Consider the following 16,934-nt stretch of genomic DNA (forward strand, 5'->3'; position numbering starts at 1 on the left):
TTTGTTATACACGAGAAGTCAATTAATATTATTGACTTCTTTTTTATTAATACAAACTAATTTAAACTCTCTTTTTAAGAGTTTAAATTAACTAAATCTAAAATTATCTTAGATAAAGTACCAATTAGTTGTATCTTCTTCACGAATTTCTTCAAATTCTAACTCCAAAATGTTGAAATCTTCCATAATCATGATCATCACCTCCTTTCTATTATAAAACAATTATCTGATCAAACTCTTCCAATATTTCTGGATTTTGATCATGAGTAATGACAATAACAATTGCATCTTTAATGGATAGAATGTAGTCCATTATTTCTTTTGCTTTTATTGGATCAAGGTTACTTGTAGGTTCGTCAAATATATAAACTGAATATGTTTTGACTAAAAACCTAGCTAAATCAATTCGTTGCTTTTCTCCTTCTGAAATGATTTGGTTTGATTGAGCTAGGTTTTTACGAAGGAAGTCTTCATTAAAACCTAAGGATTTTCTTAATTTTTCAGTTAAATGAAGGTTTCTAGCCAATTTGATATTCTCTAGAATATTGCCTTCAATCAGAAAGTCATTTTTTTGCACAAACGCAATATCTTTATATAACTCCTCTGAGGGAATATCAATATTCTGTTTTCCGTTGATTTTTATTTCTCCATCATAAAGATTTTTTGGATAATAATTTAGTATTAATTTTACTAAAGTTGTTTTCCCAGCTCCTGAAGCACCGATAATAGCATAGCGCTTGCCTTTTTTAAATTCATAGGAAAAACAATCAAATAATATTCTATTTTCAATTTCATAATATAATTGGCTAATAGAAATGGTCGAAATATTATCACAATTAATTGTAGTTGTTTTATGAAAAATTTCATGATTCGTCTCATATAGATTTTCTTGGATATTATCAATAATGGACTTACAACTGTTGATTAAATTTTTATTGTAAAGAATAGATTGTAAAGGAGCAAAGACACCGTTTAATAATTGAATACTTGCTACGAGTAATCCAATAGTCAGTAAGTTATTTCTTACAAAAAAGATACCAGCAACCATACAGGATAGTTGAGAGCAAAAACTTAGTAAGGTTCCAGTAGTTGAAGCTATGTCTTTTAAAAATTGATAAGTTTTTCTGGACTCTTCAAATTCTAAACTGATTCCTTGAATTTTTTCTTGAATCCAGCTTTGAACATTTAATAACTTAATTTGTTCAAAACCATCAATAAAGTTTGTCATTTTTGATAAATAGTCACTATTTTGTAGGGAATAATTATTAGTTGCTTTAGTCATTAACTTTCCAGGAATTTGAGATAGAAAAATCGTTATACTTGACAATAAAAGAAAGACTAATGCTAATCGCCATTCTATATAGATAATAGCAACCACACTCATGATAAGGGTCCCTAAATTTGCAATTAGAGAGATTCTAGGAATCAATAAATTTTCTTGAATAAGGTCACTATTTTTGGTGATATTATTTAAGAAATCTGAATGGTTACGGTTGTCAATTTGGTTAAATTCACGCGATAAATAATGTAATAAGAGACCCTTTTTTAGATCTATAATAACTTTTTTTACATATTGATTTTTAAGATAGGAATAAGAACAAGAGATAAAGAACCACAGTAAAATAGAACCTACAGAAATAGTGATATGAAAGAGTAATCCACTATTTGAATTAGATATACTATCAAGTATTCTTCCTAATTGAATAGAGAAGAATGTCATTAAAAGAGCACTTGTCAAACTTAATAAAATAATCAAGAAATATAGTAATTTATATTGTTTCATAATCTGGTTCATATCTTACTCCTTAAGTAACTCTGATGAGAATATTATAATCCAAATATGAAAATCAGAAACAAACCTCCCGTATTTGGGACGCAATGAATGGTTTACACTAAATATAAAAAAAAATTATAAAATAATTATTTTTTAAAATAAGAGGAGAACTCATATTTTTATTTAACAATGAATATATCACACTAAACCAGATAGAATATACAAGTTAATTTGTACCGAAATTACTATATATTATAAGAAAAATAGAAACTCTAAAGCATTCTGTACACTTTAATTTTAATTCATCTCTTTTTATTTCTCACACTAAGTACTAGGACGGGATTATAAGCACATCAATAAAAAAAACTCTATTCAAACTTACCTTTGAATAAAGTCTTTTAACTATCTAAAAAGTTCACATTTTATTCTTATTTATGGAGTTAATGAAGCGCCAACTAAATCCTAGAACCAACATCAGATTGATGAAAAGGTACACAGCTGTAAAACTAGTTAAACCATGTTGTCTGATATCATCAAAATATAAAGTAGGTTCAGTAAAGAACAAATAAATTCCATAAACCTCCACGAAAATAAGAAAACTGACAAAACCAATCAGGAAAAGTCCACTGGCAATAAGAAAGAGTCTCCATAAAAGAATGAGAATTCCTCCAACTGCTAAAAAAATTACTGGGATAAGGAGTAAATCATTCATAACTTTCTCCTTTCTAGTTAATCAATTGACGATAATGGGTGGCAAGAGAGGAATCAAACTCTTCTAATTTTTGAACTAAGTCCAAATACTCCTCTTTTTCATGTTCTTCAAAATCCACACCTCGATGATTCTGAAGAGAGATTTCCAATTGACTAGTGAGTTCTCGTTTAGAAAAACTGTAATCCCCAGTAACTTCCTCATAATGTTCCTTTAGTTCCTTGTAGGCTTGGTATTCTTCAGGTGTTTGAAATCCCTGTACCAAGGCCTCTTCTAATTGATAATAGGTATCTTCCATCATAATCGTTACCTCGTTTCTTTCTATCTTTATTCTACCGCGCTTTTCTTTTCTTGTCCGCTATTTTTATATATTTTTTAATCTAATTCAAAAGAAAGTTGTTCCTGCTTTTCGTTTCCTTTTTCGTGGAATTGCCTTAATGCCTGATCAATAATATCTAAATCCGTTTCTGTTTCAATCAATGGTGCGAGTACATCGTATTCGGCCTTTTTAGTTTGATACTCCTCTTCCTTTGGAAAATTTTTCTCAATTTCTACCTTAGCAGTAGTCCATTTATCCTTTAATTCATCCAATAAGTTCTGAGTTTTCACTTGGTCCTCTTTAATGTAATCAATCGTATGCTGGAGCCTTTGAATTGTCCCCAAAGGAGAATACAAATCTAAACTGACAGAATATTGATTTTCTCCTACAATCTTAACAGAGAAGGTTTCAGGAAGAGGCTGATTTATTGGAAGACTAAGCATTTTAATGTCAAATCCTCGATAGCTTGCTAGGGTACGGAATTCTTTGATGTCAGCTTGATTATGACGGATAAGACGGTGTAGAGATTCACCTGCTTCAGCTCGTTGCTCAAAAACTTGCTTGCCTACTGTCATAGAAAATGCCTGGTCTTTCGATATTTCAGACTGTTGAATATCGCCTTCATACTTGCTTAATCGTTTCTCAAGAATGGGCATATTTTCTTCACAGTAAGAGATTGTATGACGATAGTGATCCTTACTGCGTTGAAAGGCGCGTCTTTGATTTTCTAATAGAGTTAGATCATTCTCTAGTTCCATCTTATATTTGAGATAAGGATTACCTGTTGCTAGTGCCTTAAAATCAGAAGCTGTCATGGTCTGTTCATCAATGTCTTCCGCAGCACGAATCGGCTCCTTAGAAGTCATAATCTGCTTAATATAACGAAGTTTGTTCTCCTGAGTTGCCCATAGATAATTATCAAATGAACCTTTGGTAATGTAGTGGTAAATATCCACTTCCTTGTTTTCATTTCCCTGTCGGATAATCCGTCCATTACGTTGCTGAATGTCACTTGGTCTCCACGGTACATCCAGGTGATGAACTGCTTTCATCTTGCTCTGAACATTTAAACCTGTTCCTCCTTTTTCAGTTGAGGCAAGTAAGATCCGCACCTCTCCTGCATTGACCTTTCGAGACAAACTATTCTTCTTTTCATCACTATTGGCATCATGTACAAAGGCAATTTCCTTACTAGGGACTCCTCTATCAACTAATAAAGCCTTAATCTCAGAATAAACATCAAAGCCATTGTCCTTTTTCTTAGGTGTTCCAATATCTGAAAAAATCATCTGAGTAGCCTTATTTTCCATTCCTTCACGATAAATTCTTTCAACATTATCCACTACCTGAAGCAGTTTATGATTGTCTGCTAGACTATAACTAGAGTCCAACAAACGCATATCAATTGCTAGTTTCCGTGCCTCACCTGTTATCTTTAACATGTTATCCTGACTCGGATCAACTGTTCCACATTTGACCATATCTGACCTCATAACTAATTCTTCTAAATAGAGTTTCTGGTTTTCAGTTAACTCACTCTCAATAGGGATAATATGAGCTTCTGGAACAGGTAAATCCAACATATCTTGTGTTTGAATGTCGGCTGTTTCTTTATAGATTTTCATCAACTCAGGTAGATTGACAAACTTTTTAAATCGTTTCTTAGGCTGGTACTTATCCCCTGTAGGAGCTAATTCCATAGAGTTTTGAATTTCTCCAAAAGCACCTACCCAAGAGTCAAAATAATCAACTTGATAGCGTTTTAAAATATCTGGTTGAATATAGTTCATCATAGTATATAACTCACTAATAGAATTGGAAACAGGAGTTCCTGTCGCAAAGACAATATTTTTAAAATCATGTTCTTCCTGAATCTGTCGAACCTTCATTTCCATATCCACATTCTTCTTAGAAGTTGTATTGGTAATCCCTGCTACATTTCCAAGTCCAGTAATTGGACGTATATTTTTAAAGTGATGTGCTTCATCCACAAAGAGAAAATCAATTCCTAAGTTCTCAAAATCAATAAAACTATCACGATTAAAGCGTTGGAGTTCTTCCAATTGTTTCTCTAGACCACTTATTGATTGTTCTGCTTCTTTAACAGTATACTTATTTTCAGAATATGTTTTAATCTCTCGTAGTTCATTGAGTTTATCCTCGATATAATTCATCTGTCTTTCTTTACTGACAGGTATTTTTTCAAATTGAGAATCCCCAATGACAATGGCATCGTAATCTCCTGTAATAATACGTGACACAAATTGTTTTCTTCTCGCCTTCACAAAATCTTTTTTAGTGGTCACAAAGACTTTTTTAGTAGGGAAAAATTTCATGATCTCTTGGCCAAATTGAGCAGACAAACTAGAGGGCACTACATACAAGGGCTTATGAACCATCCCTAACTCCTTTAATTTAAACCCAGCACCAAGCATGGTCAAGGTCTTTCCTGAACCTACCTCATGAGCTAATAGGGCTCTTTTTTCTTCTACGATTCTTTGAATGGCATTCTCTTGATGAGGACGAAGACTGATATTTTGTGCCAAGCCATCAATGACTAGATGACTACCGTCATACTCTCGACTAACCGTTCGATTATAAAGACGATTATAGCTTTCCTCAATGACTTGTTGGACTTCTGGATACCGTGAGACAAATTCTTGAAAGAGCTCTTGTAAATGCTGCTCTTTTGCTCTTAGAACAGAGGTTTTTTCCAAATCTGTGATGGTCTTTTTCTTTTCTCCTTCCGTAACAGTCATGGTAATCGTCGGTTGGTTTGAATTTAGTAAATTCTCAAAAATCTTTCTTCCTGTATCATAACGTGACCCACTGACTCCAAGACTACTATCTTTAGCACTTGGATAGCGATAAGCAAATGATGTCCTTAAATGAACTTGGCCATCGACAGGATTCACTTCAATGACTTGTTCAACATCAGGCGAAGACAATTCAAATTCACGATTGGTAAAACATTCAAAGGCAAATTTACCATAAACGGATTGAGGAATCCAACGTGACCCTATTTTAAACTCAATATCTGCCAGATGAATCCTCGGAGGGCGAACAGATTCTAACAAATCTAAAGCATGGTTCCAATCATATTCTTGGTTGTTTTCCTCCACTAATAGTTGAACTACTTCTATCTTGTTGAGAATGTCTCCTGATAAAAACTGATTCTTAGAAAGATATTTTCTTTCTCCTCTTAAATAGCTTTCTGGATCCATTAAAATCTGGTCTCCTAACTCATCTAAAATAGCAGCTTGGCTATGTTCGGGATAAATTGATACCATATAGTCTAAATCAACCCCTCTACCATCCGATAAACTGGAATTTAAGGCATCTAAAGCCGTTGAAACTCTTGTAATCTCTCTCTCCGGCCTAACCAATGCTTTCTCAAAGGCTAAAGATTTTTTATATTTTACTTTCTGACTTTTAGAATCAATGTATTCATCTTCTAAACTTGCTAGTAAAGAATACTTATCGTCACTATCAAATAAGTTCCGATTGACTGAGGCATTCAAGTATCCAAATTGACTTACAAAGCGGTCATAGTCATGATTGAGTTTACTAAGTAACACCTGAAAATCAGCCCGACTATAATCTTGATGACGTTGAATTTCAATTAAGGATTGATAGGTCTCTCTCAAATCAACCATGCCCTTAATGCGACTAATATCCTTATCCGATAAGGGACTTTCATAAAAGACAGTTTTTTTGAACAGTCCCTTATATTTCCCTCTTTTACTCGCTTCTTCTGACTTGTAAACATCTAGTGCTTCCTCATCTGTCAAATGAAGTTGCACGAATCGGTCTATTTTATGTTCAGACAAAGAACTGTCCCAAGCTTTAAAATCTCCCTTTTCATCTACATAATAACTAATTTCGTCTACTTTTGAACTTTTCCGAATGCCATGCGTATCTCGGTAATAAATTTGATTTCTCTCATATCCAAAAGAATAGAGCGCTAAGTCCTCACGTATACGACTTGGGATCGAATTATCCACTTCTTCTTGGATAAAAACAGGTGCTTTCAAAGAATTGTCAATTGGTTTAGGTTCTTCCACATTTTCTAACGCTTCCATAATGTCAGTAGCTAATGTTTCTGATACCCCCTTAACATTGAGGGTTCCTCCATTAAAATTACGTACCTCATATTCACCCAAAACTTGTGTATTGTATTTCCCATCAAAATAAGGATTGATCCAGACACGCTTATCCTCCTCAAAGGGAATAGAGCCACTAAAGACAAGCTCATCTTCATTAAGATTCTTTGCTTGGTCCTTTTGAAAGAAGAGGAGATCTGTAGTTACTCGGGTACCTGCAATCTTTTTAAAAGCCGTATCCGGCAAACGAACTCCCCCTAAAAAATGAGTGTTGGATTTAATCTCTTGTAAGACATTATCTGTCCGTTTATCCATTGTGCCAATAGAAGAGATAATCGAAACTTGTCCTCCATCTCTTACTAAATCAAGTGAGTGTTTGACAAAGTAATCATGAATCATATAAGGTTTATCATAGTTTTTATCTGCAATGCGAAAATTTCCAAATGGAACATTCGTTAAGACTAAATCAAAACTATTATTTTGATAGGGCACTTCTTCAAATCCTCGCACTTCAATATGGGTATTGGGGTGGAGTTGTTTTGCGATTGCGCCTGTCACGCTGTCTAATTCAACTCCATAGAGTTCTGACCTCTCTCGTATACTTCTAGGCATAGCCGCAAAGAAGTTCCCAGTCCCCATAGAAGGATCTAGTATCCTTCCTCCCTCAAAACCATCATCCAGTAATTTTTGCCAAATCTGGCGAATAATCATTGGGTCTGTATAATAGGCTGTGAGGGAACTTTGTTTCATGGTGGAGTATTCTGACTTACTTACTAAGCTCCTAAGAGTTAAACGTTCTGCTTCATACTTTGGATTGAGTTCATCAAAAAATTCATTGGCAAGACCGCCCCAGCCGACATACTTGGCTAGTAGCTCTTGTTCTTCTGGATTCGCTTGTCGTCCATCTTTTTCTAATCTTTTAACAATTTCAATTGCGGCGATATTCGTTTCAATTTTTTCTCGATTTGTCTTAGGGTAAAAGTCCTCTAAATCATCTGGAAAAACAAAATCTTTAACGGGGACATCCGTCTCTTCTATATCTGAAATAAGCGTTTCTGTTTCCTTATCTTTTTCCTTTTCATTTTCATTTTCTTCTTCCAGATAGGAATACAAATCTATTTCCAGACTTTCACTTGATGAATCCATCTCAATCTCTGAATTTTCTTTTTCAAGTTCTACCAGAGACAATACTTGTTCAATCTCTTCCAAACTGTTCAAATATAAAATAGGATTTTCTTCAAATAACTGGTTGGAATCATTGAATAGCTCTAGGCGAACTAAGTCATTTATCTGTGCATTTTCAATTGAAACCAACTGAAATACTTGTCCTTTATAACTTACTTGTGAACCAATCGGATATTCCCTCAAAGCTTCTTCTACAATTTTATCTACTTTAGTTAGGGAATGAACTTCCACATTTTCTTCTACCTGGTCAATATTATCTAAAGGTAAGACTGCTTCCTCTACTTGCTTAGACTTTTCTCTTATAGCCTTTACTTCATCAAAATAAGTAATAATCTTCAGCTTTTGTGTCAGTGGGAGTTGTGTGTAGTTTTCTTCATGATGGACAAGATCCGTAACGATATCTAAAGTAGCCGTCAATTCTGAGCCCAAATAGGCTAGAACATCTCCTTCTTTTTCTTCAAAATGAATCTCAAGAACTTCTTTTTTTAGTTCTTTGGAATCAACCATTAGAAGAAACTCCTCTATATCTCTACTAATGCGATCAGATAGATTATTCGCAACCCGATAGACATTGACTAAATTGACATCCTGATTCTGATGAAATACAAGCTCACTTAATGGTGTTAGCTTCTCTTTTTCAGATTGGATGTAAAATCGAGTGAAAAGATTATAGGTTGCGACTTCTAGCACCAAGTTTTTCTCAAAATTACTTAATTGAGATAATTTACTTAGACCTGCTTGTCCAAAATTTCTTGTGTAACTTTCTAAATCTTGGTCATTATTTTCAGAACTGGCCTCTAGGAAAGAAACAATATCTTGATCAAAAGAATATACGTGAGGAATCTCTTCTATCTTGCCCTCTTCAGTCAAAAAATTCACTACCAAATCCTGCCATTTCTCATCAAAATGTTGAGCTTGATAACGAAGAAATAGGTCCATTTTCTCCCTATCTTTTGGAATTGTTCCACGAAACATAGCCAATAATTGCATTACTTCCATACTCACTCCTTTCATCTATACGAAAATAGGAGAATCACATGATTCCCCTACAACTCTATCTCCATTTCAACCTCTTGAGGACTGGTTTCTAAATCACTAGACAAAAGAGAAACAGAATCTGTTCTCATGTAGTAAGTATATAAGTCTTCTAGGTCTTGTTGGTTTTCAATCCCTGTTTCAATACTAATCAGAGCCTGTATAAATTCCTTGTAGTGACTCTCCATCATATCTGAAATCTTTTGTTTCATTTCCATAAATACTGAAGATGGTTCAGTTATACTTGTTTGGTCTATGTCTTGTAAATCCTTTTCTAAGGGATTGGTTCCTTCTTCTACTTCCACTAAATCTGAACGACCATCACCATCAGAATCTGCGCTAATAGGATTGGTTCCTAGCGCTAATTCTTGAGCATCAGTTAGTCCATCTTGATCCGAATCACGTTGATAAATGGCTTCCATATACTTCCTTCTTTCCTAGTTAATCTTTTTTCACTCCAATCCTACCAAATATTCCTTGAAAGAAGTATCACAACAAAAAAAGAGAACGAGCCAAAACTGCGTTCTCAAATAATATTGTGATTATAAACAAGTACTCCAGATTTTCGAAATTTATGCTGTATATAATCAAAAACTTTCTTATTGCTGAATCTTGCCATATCATCTATGTGATAAATCGGTAACTCGAATGACTTGGTCCACTTGCTCCCAAATAAGAGGATTGTGGGTCGCAATAATAATGGTTCGATTCGGATTTTTTAAAGATTCTAGGATAGAGAGTAATTCCTCAGAGTTTTTGGGGTCTAGCGAAGCGGTTGGTTCATCTGCAAGAATCAAAGGCGGATCCTTTAAAATTATCTTCGCTAGTGCAACACGTTGTGCTTCTCCTCCTGATAACTCAAATATAGGTTGCTTTAAATCCAAATAAGAGAGGTTTACACGGTTTAGAGCTTGTTTCATCAAAGAGAGTTTCTCTTTTTCTTTCAACTTTTTACCAACTAAACCCAGATTGAGATTCTCTTTGACGGTTTGGCTTTCAATTAAGCCAAAATCTTGAAATAAATATCCCAAGTAATCTCTAAAGAAAACAGAGGGCTTAATGTCTTTAAGAGAGGTGCCATCATAGATGATTTGCCCTTTGTCATATGGCTCTAATCGTCCAATCATATTCAAGAGTGTTGTCTTACCACAGCCACTTGTACCGATTAAGGCATAAATTTTCCCACCTTCAAAATGAAGATTAATATCTGAAAATAGCTGACGGCTTCCAAATTTTTTAGATATATTCTTTAGTTCAATCATCCTATTTTCCTTTCATAATGGTCATAGAAACACGAGATTCTTTCTGTGCTTGACGGTAGAGAGTCAGTATAGCAATAACGAGGAAGATTGATAAAGTTACCAATCCAATCATCAAATCCCGACTACGCCAAATAAAGAGACTCGCACCGAATACAAAACTAGCAAATTGACTAATCATATACTGAGCGTGTGTTTCAAAAAATCGCAAACCAGAAATTCGTTTAATCAAAATCTCACGACGGAATTGTTCAAAATAAAGAAGATTCACAGAATAAAAGAGAAGCAAAGAACTCGCGATTCCAATAATAGCTCCTAAAATAAGGGTTAGAGTTTCTGTTTGAACCTCATAGTAACGTGCGAGGTAAACACTTCGTCCCTCCTTGAGATAGGAGACTTGATCATAAATTTCTGCATTTTTCAAGAGTTTAATCCCATCTTCATATCCTTTGACAAAAATATTCTTACCAGCATTGATAGACCAACTAGATAAGGATGTAAAACTATCACCTGTAGAAGTCGGCGTGAATACCACTAAAATCGGATCAGTCAAATACTGAGTGGATACGGGATTCTCACCGTTATTATAAACAAACCGCTTTTCTCCCATTGAAAGATAACTAACGTGCGCTTTCATCTCATAATCCAAAGGAGCACTTGCCTCCTCACCAGATTTTCCATAATAACTCAATCTTTCTTCAAAGATTTTTTTTAGTTCTGCTTCTCGAGAGCGCAAATGTTCTGGGAGCAAGAGAATAAACTCACCTTTTTGGAGATGGGCTAACTTCTGTTTGGTCTCAGCATCTACCACGACCTTTTCCTTCTCCAAATAACTGGGACTAACATAGAGCGTATTAGCATCCGGACTATAGGTATCCAATGTCTCTCCCTGTTCATTTTTTCCTTGTGGATTGGCAAAATGGAACAGATTATCCTTTACATAAAGGGCTTGTTCTTCTTCGATTGCTTCCTTGGCAAAGGCATACCACTTGCTCTGATTTTCCGCATTTTTTCCTCTATCACCGATCCCAAAGGAAATTTGGTAATAATCTGCTCGATCTTCCCAAGCTTGCTTGGATAGCTGGAGTTCCTGTAAACGCTGGTAAGAAGTCAAGCCAGTCTTGACTGCATAACCTACTGTAAAGACAGCAACCAACTGACATAGCAAGGTCAAGGTCATCAAACGTTTGAGGGGCAAACGTCCTTTTAACACAGGAACCAAAGCCTTGTAGCTCAAGCTCATCAAGTAGAGCAGGCTCAGTACGAGCGAAATTCCCAATAAAAAGAGAAGATAAAGCCCCACTCCGATACTAAAGGTTGCTAAAAGAACGGAATAAAAGAGCCCTTGGCCGAGGAGTACAGCACCTCCCACTATAAGGGATCCCCCCCCAGCTAAGCAAAGCCACTTGACGTCATCGTATAAGGCGCTTCCTATAATGGACAAGAGGGTCTGTCCTGAAAAGAGCTGAAGCCCTGCAGCCCGCATCTCCTTAATCCGAGTGATAATCACCATAGCAAAGAAAGCTAATCCAAATATAGCTAAACTAATCAACAACAACGGATTTAAAGCAATCCAAAAAGCTAAAAGATACGGAGGAGTTTTGCGGTCTGCAATCGCTTTATAACCTAAATCATCTAATTTTGCAGCTAATTTTTCCTTGGTCAATGAACCAGATAAGAGAAGGTAGCTATTGAGAGGATCGCTCCGTTCTCGGCTTTCTTGGCTGGCCACTTGAAACTCTTTTGGCAAGCTTCCCTGACCATAGGTCGCATAGGTGAAGTTGGTGCTTCCATCCTTACTCGGCTCTACTATCCGTCTGGCAATCAAACTCTGCTCCGAGCTTGCAAACTTCTCCAACTCTCGCTCAAACTCCTCACGAGTCGGCTCTTGTGCCCCCTTTTTAACACGTAGCAGGGTAACGGAGTCATAACTAGTATAGAGATACTGAGGGGCACGTAAGATAATAATCCAAATGAAGAAGCAACTGAGAAAAATAGTAGACAAGCAAATAAATAGTTTCTTCATAGTAGACTCCTTATAAAAAAATGATTCCCCTTGTAGCTCGTACAAGGGGAACGATTTAAACCAATGAACGATTAGTCATAATCATAGTAAAATGATACTTGTTCTCCCCATTTGGTCCAAATCCATGCGTAGGAAGTTTTTCCAGCAGGAGCTTCTCCTTTATCAGAATCACTATCCCATCTGCTCACGATAGATGAATAATGGTATTTTTTACCATGGTAGTAATTTGAAAAAGCCCATCCTCCTCCAGAACCCTCACCATAGGTCCAAACACCACCATCAGGATACTGCACTGCGGCAGATACAGCTCCCATTAATGTAAAGCTTGAAATAAGAGCTAGAGCGAGTAATCTATTTTTTTTCGTTTTCATTTTATTTCTCCTTTCAAACAAAGCACACCCTGAGTAACAATGCGACAAAATAAATCCTCCTCTCTCTTTTTTTGAAACCGGTTTCTTTATAAAACAATGATACCATTTTTACTATTATATGTCAATTAATTATATGTCAATTAATTTTAAGTAAATCAGAAAATTTTTTTCAAATAAACTATTGTAATAATAAAAAATAGATGGCTTACTGAACCTGTAAGCCACCTAGTCAGTCGGTTTATTCTGGTGTCTGCCACCGCTTGGCCCTTACGTCCAAGATTGCTATCGGATTTCGTTCTGGTGTCCGCCACCGCTTGGCCCTTATGTCCAAGATTACTATCAGATTGACCATGAGCCGACCACTCATCTACACCATTATTCTAACGAATATGAGCTACAAATACAAGAGAAAAACTTATTTTGGATTTATACACTATAGAAAACATACACTATCTTTAGATTGAACTTTTTTTCAAAATAAGCTATAATGAATTTAAGTAGAAACAGGAGGTAGAACAAATGGCTACAATCAGTTTAACACGTGACATAAAACTAACAAACGAAGATGCTCTAAAAATTCTTAATCATAAACCATCTAAAAAGCTACAAGCAGTCTTGAAATCTATTGAATCACAAGACGCTACCGCTCCAACGAAAAATAAACTCATTTCAAAGTATCTGTAAGATGACAATTCAAGTAACACCACTTAAGCAATATCTTGAAAATATTCAAGTGCTGGCTCCTGATAAAACTAAGAAACAAGTTCAGGAGCTATTTAAAACTATCATTTTAGAAAATGTTAATTTCAACGGTAATGAAGAGATGTTGACTTATCTATCTGATAAAGCTCCCAATTTTGAAAAACAACATCGTTCTCGTAATTTTATCGTTGAAGAAATTGAAACAAGTAACATCATAGGATTCTTTAGTTTATCTCTCAAAGTTGTTGATATTTCTGATTTAGAGAAATCCCTAAAAAAGAAACTCGTCCTAAAAGGGAAAAGTCCCCAAAATATTGATTATCTCCCTGTGTTACTTATCGGTCAATTCGGCAAAAACACAAAGCTAAATAAACTATCAGGACAAGAGTTATTTGAAATTGTAATTCAAAAAATTGAAGAATTTCGAGCAATTGTAGGAACTCAGATGGTATTTTTAGATAGTATCAATCATCCTAAAGTCATTCAATTTTATGAACAGTTCGGATTTGTTGCTTACAGTCAATTGATTAAAGACGATCATCAAGTAAGTTATCAGCCTATGGCATTAAATATGTCACTCTATAAAAACTAAGAATCATGTCACCTAAACTGATGACATGATTCTTTTATTTCACCGTATAAGCAAAACTAATGGCACTATCTGCTTGAGAGATTTTTCTAAAGGTATAGTTAGGGTTGCTACCATAGTTAGTTTCAGACACAAGGAAAGAACCATCATCATAGACCTTCTCGACAAAAGCCACATGACCATAGTCTGCTGGTGTGCCATGGGTACCTCCGACAAAAGAAACAATAGCACCTGCTTTTGGTGTGGAACCCGTTTCTCCACCAAGACTTGAAGCTGTCGCAACCCAGTCCTGACCATTTCCCATGGTATTAATGATTGAAATCTTCTCTCCGTTTCTACCTTTTAGCTTTAATCCTAACTGGTTCATACGAGCCGCAACACCCCATGTACATCGTCCATAGGCATAGGCCATACCATCTCCACCACCAGGAACAGAATGTTCATACAAGTCCCCACGAACCCCTTCAAGGGATTGCGGGTCACTTTTTGCCTGTCCTCCATTTGTTTGGCTGAAGCCTTTTTCAATTTGGTAATACCATTCCGTTGCTCTGGTTTGTCTTTCCAGTAGTTTGTCACCAGAATTTCCCTCCCAATAGGTAAGGAAGAGTTGGGCTAGATTGGCTGCGCTGCCCGTATTTCCAAAGAAATCCTTTAACCAACTTTGATAGTAAGGACTATCCCCATGAAGCATAAAATCAAGTTGGAGATCTAAATCATACCACTTCTTATTTTTGATATGTGCATAATTCAATAAAGCTGTATGACGTGTTGAACCATCTGCAGTATCCGTCCATTGACCTAAACCTAGACCTCTATGAAGAATATTAGGATAAGCACCACTATAAATGGCTGGCCCTCCTATCGCTAACCAGGTTTCATCATCCCATGAGGAATCGGTAGCGCCAACAGGAGGAGATAAATAATCCCCTTCAGCTCGTTTAGGATTGATAGAAGACTCTACCGACCAATTTCCTAAAATGGCCGCAATGGCTTGGGGGCTTGCCCCTTGAGATTTCAAAAACTCATAAATATGTTTCGCTCGTTCAAACTCATCTCCACCAAACTGACCAATGGCAGGTAAGATAGTGGTCTGAAGTTGAATGACTTTTGGAAAATAAAATTGCGGATTGACATACACCAATTTTTCTTTCTTGTTCTTATATTTTTGATAGGAAACTTTCAAACCTGTATCGTCTGGTGTTTCACCAACAACATCACCCGTTAGGATTCTTGTCCCCTCAATCGCACGGCCATTATGAATGGAATATAAGGTTAAGCGACTCTCATTCTCTCCTTTTCCGTTAGTGAGAATAACATTGTCGCCATCTAGAGATACAACTCCATCCATTGGTGCGACAATTGCTTGGTGAGCTTTAGCTTCTAGTAGAATGTACTCCTGAAGAGTAGGTTTTCCGTCTAAATCATAGTATCCATAACGATAAGTCATGGTTAAACTATCTTCGTTACTTTTCCCTTCAAATGGATTATCCAATTCCTGCATGGAAGCATACATACCCTCTTCTTTTAGTTCCTTCATTTCCTCTTGATCGTCTTTCGATAGTTTATACTTAGGAGTTTCATAGAGGTCTTGCATGGATTTCAAATCATCCCCATCGTTTAAATCATGCCACAAAGTAGACAGATAATCCTTGTAAGTTTCTGAACTAAATAAGTGAACTGGTTTGTGTAACTCATAGTCGTGGAATTTAAAGTTCATATAGCCCATCACATCATCAATTTTTGTGTAATAGGTAATTCCTTTGTCATTTGTGCGAGTATGTTCTGCATCTTCCCAAGTTAGGTGGGTATAAGCTTTTGTTAATTCAAATTCATCTTGTTGAATCAAACTAGCAGATGAAAATCCTAAAAAGAAGCTCATCATCAGTATGAGGATAAAGACTATTCCTCCAACTATCCAGGTTGCAGGATTTCCAGCTGCAAATGTAAAGAAGGAAAAGGCTGCTTTTAGTTTTTGATAGATATTTCGGACACTGGTAAGACCTTGTTTCTTTAATTTTCGAAACCGATTTTTAAAGGAACTTGGGTTATCTTTCGCTAGTTTCCATCCTTTTCCATCCTTAAAATGATGGTATCGCTCTTTTGTGTTGGTCAGTCTTTTCTTGGTAAAACGACCTGTTGCTTGTCCTGTTTTGACACTAGCTTTTCCAAGATTATAAGAAAGCCGACTGTAGCGCTTCCCTTTTCTAATGGTCTCTTGAAGTGTGCGATAGCCTTCTAAATCTTCATTTTCTGAAGCCAACTCTCCACCTTCACGTCCAAGGACATAAAGAAAAGTTTTGGCTTTCCTACTGACTTTTTTGGATTTATAGGCTTGTTTAGTAGATTTTAAATTTTCTTTAGCAGCCTTGACTTCCTTCTTAGCTTTTAATTCTTCTAAACTCTTCCCTTGAAAGAAAAAATTGGATTCTTCTTTCGTTTCCTGACCATAGAGAAATTTTTGATTGATTTTTCTTTCTTTACGACTCTCTTTTCTTTCTTCTTTTGCTTCTACCTTGGCTTCTCTAAATTGCTTCTTGGCTATTTTCAATCGTTTCCTAGCATGAGGCAATCGTCTGTCTCTTAATTCTTTGCGATTCAAAAGAGATGGAGGACTATTTTGAAGAATATGATTGTAGTCTTCATTTGCTTGTTTTACTCTAGCCTTTGAAGCCTCTCTCATATTCTCCAGCTGTTGCTTTATATCATTTTTCCATGCTTTTTCATCCAGTACAGCGGAATCTTTTTTCTGTTTCCTCACCTCCTTCTTTCCTTGTTTCAAGAATTTCTTCTCATCTTTTAGACTTCTTCTAAATGCCTTTCGGGCACGTATAATTTCTCTTTTATCCTTCATTTACCTTCCCC

General features: G+C 35.8%; 11 protein-coding genes. 2 read left to right on the forward strand and 9 right to left on the reverse strand.

The features are described 5' to 3' along the window. Positions 1 to 211 precede the first annotated feature (211 nt). From ADH81_RS01305 to ADH81_RS01340, 8 genes are all read right to left on the reverse strand, one after another. Complete coding sequence (locus ADH81_RS01305) at positions 212 to 1,795, reverse strand: ABC transporter transmembrane domain-containing protein (protein ID WP_049525936.1); 1,584 nt, start codon at positions 1,793 to 1,795, stop codon at positions 212 to 214. A gap of 394 nt (positions 1,796 to 2,189) precedes the next feature. Beyond that, a complete protein-coding gene (locus ADH81_RS01310; RefSeq protein WP_049525938.1) occupies positions 2,190 to 2,486 on the reverse strand; it encodes a DUF5966 family protein in 297 nt (98 codons plus the stop codon). Positions 2,487 to 2,499: 13 nt separating this feature from the next. Next, the gene (locus tag ADH81_RS01315; RefSeq protein WP_049525940.1) at positions 2,500 to 2,784 is read right to left on the reverse strand and encodes a DUF5962 family protein; all 285 of its coding nucleotides are present in this window, start codon (positions 2,782 to 2,784) and stop codon (positions 2,500 to 2,502) included. 74 nt (positions 2,785 to 2,858) lie between these two features. After that, complete coding sequence (locus ADH81_RS01320) at positions 2,859 to 9,089, reverse strand: DEAD/DEAH box helicase family protein (protein ID WP_186822181.1); 6,231 nt, start codon at positions 9,087 to 9,089, stop codon at positions 2,859 to 2,861. Between the two features lie 47 nt (positions 9,090 to 9,136). Continuing rightward, positions 9,137 to 9,547, reverse strand: a complete 411-nt coding sequence (locus ADH81_RS01325; RefSeq protein ID WP_049525944.1) for a thrombospondin type 3 repeat-containing protein — start codon at positions 9,545 to 9,547, stop codon at positions 9,137 to 9,139. Positions 9,548 to 9,745: 198 nt separating this feature from the next. After that, a complete protein-coding gene (locus ADH81_RS01330; protein ID WP_049525946.1) occupies positions 9,746 to 10,387 on the reverse strand; it encodes an ABC transporter ATP-binding protein in 642 nt (213 codons plus the stop codon). A 1-nt stretch (position 10,388) separates the two neighbouring features. Beyond that, on the reverse strand, positions 10,389 to 12,410 hold the full coding sequence (locus tag ADH81_RS01335; RefSeq protein WP_049525947.1) for a bacteriocin-associated integral membrane family protein: 2,022 nt from the start codon (positions 12,408 to 12,410) through the stop codon (positions 10,389 to 10,391). A gap of 71 nt (positions 12,411 to 12,481) precedes the next feature. After that, positions 12,482 to 12,781, reverse strand: a complete 300-nt coding sequence (locus ADH81_RS01340) for a lactococcin 972 family bacteriocin (protein WP_049525949.1) — start codon at positions 12,779 to 12,781, stop codon at positions 12,482 to 12,484. A gap of 519 nt (positions 12,782 to 13,300) precedes the next feature. Here ADH81_RS01340 and ADH81_RS11260 point away from each other — a divergent pair. Then, positions 13,301 to 13,465, forward strand: a complete 165-nt coding sequence (locus ADH81_RS11260) for a hypothetical protein (protein WP_000201399.1) — start codon at positions 13,301 to 13,303, stop codon at positions 13,463 to 13,465. Between the two features lies 1 nt (position 13,466). Further along, a complete protein-coding gene (locus tag ADH81_RS01345) occupies positions 13,467 to 14,075 on the forward strand; it encodes a hypothetical protein (RefSeq protein ID WP_049525950.1) in 609 nt (202 codons plus the stop codon). 34 nt (positions 14,076 to 14,109) lie between these two features. Here ADH81_RS01345 and ADH81_RS01350 read toward each other — a convergent pair whose 3' ends face one another. Then, a complete protein-coding gene (locus ADH81_RS01350) occupies positions 14,110 to 16,923 on the reverse strand; it encodes a phage tail tip lysozyme (RefSeq protein ID WP_049525952.1) in 2,814 nt (937 codons plus the stop codon). Positions 16,924 to 16,934: the final 11 nt, after the last annotated feature.

Origin of the sequence: Streptococcus pseudopneumoniae, assembly GCF_001072925.1 — a bacterium.
Classification (GTDB): domain Bacteria; phylum Bacillota; class Bacilli; order Lactobacillales; family Streptococcaceae; genus Streptococcus; species Streptococcus pseudopneumoniae_Q.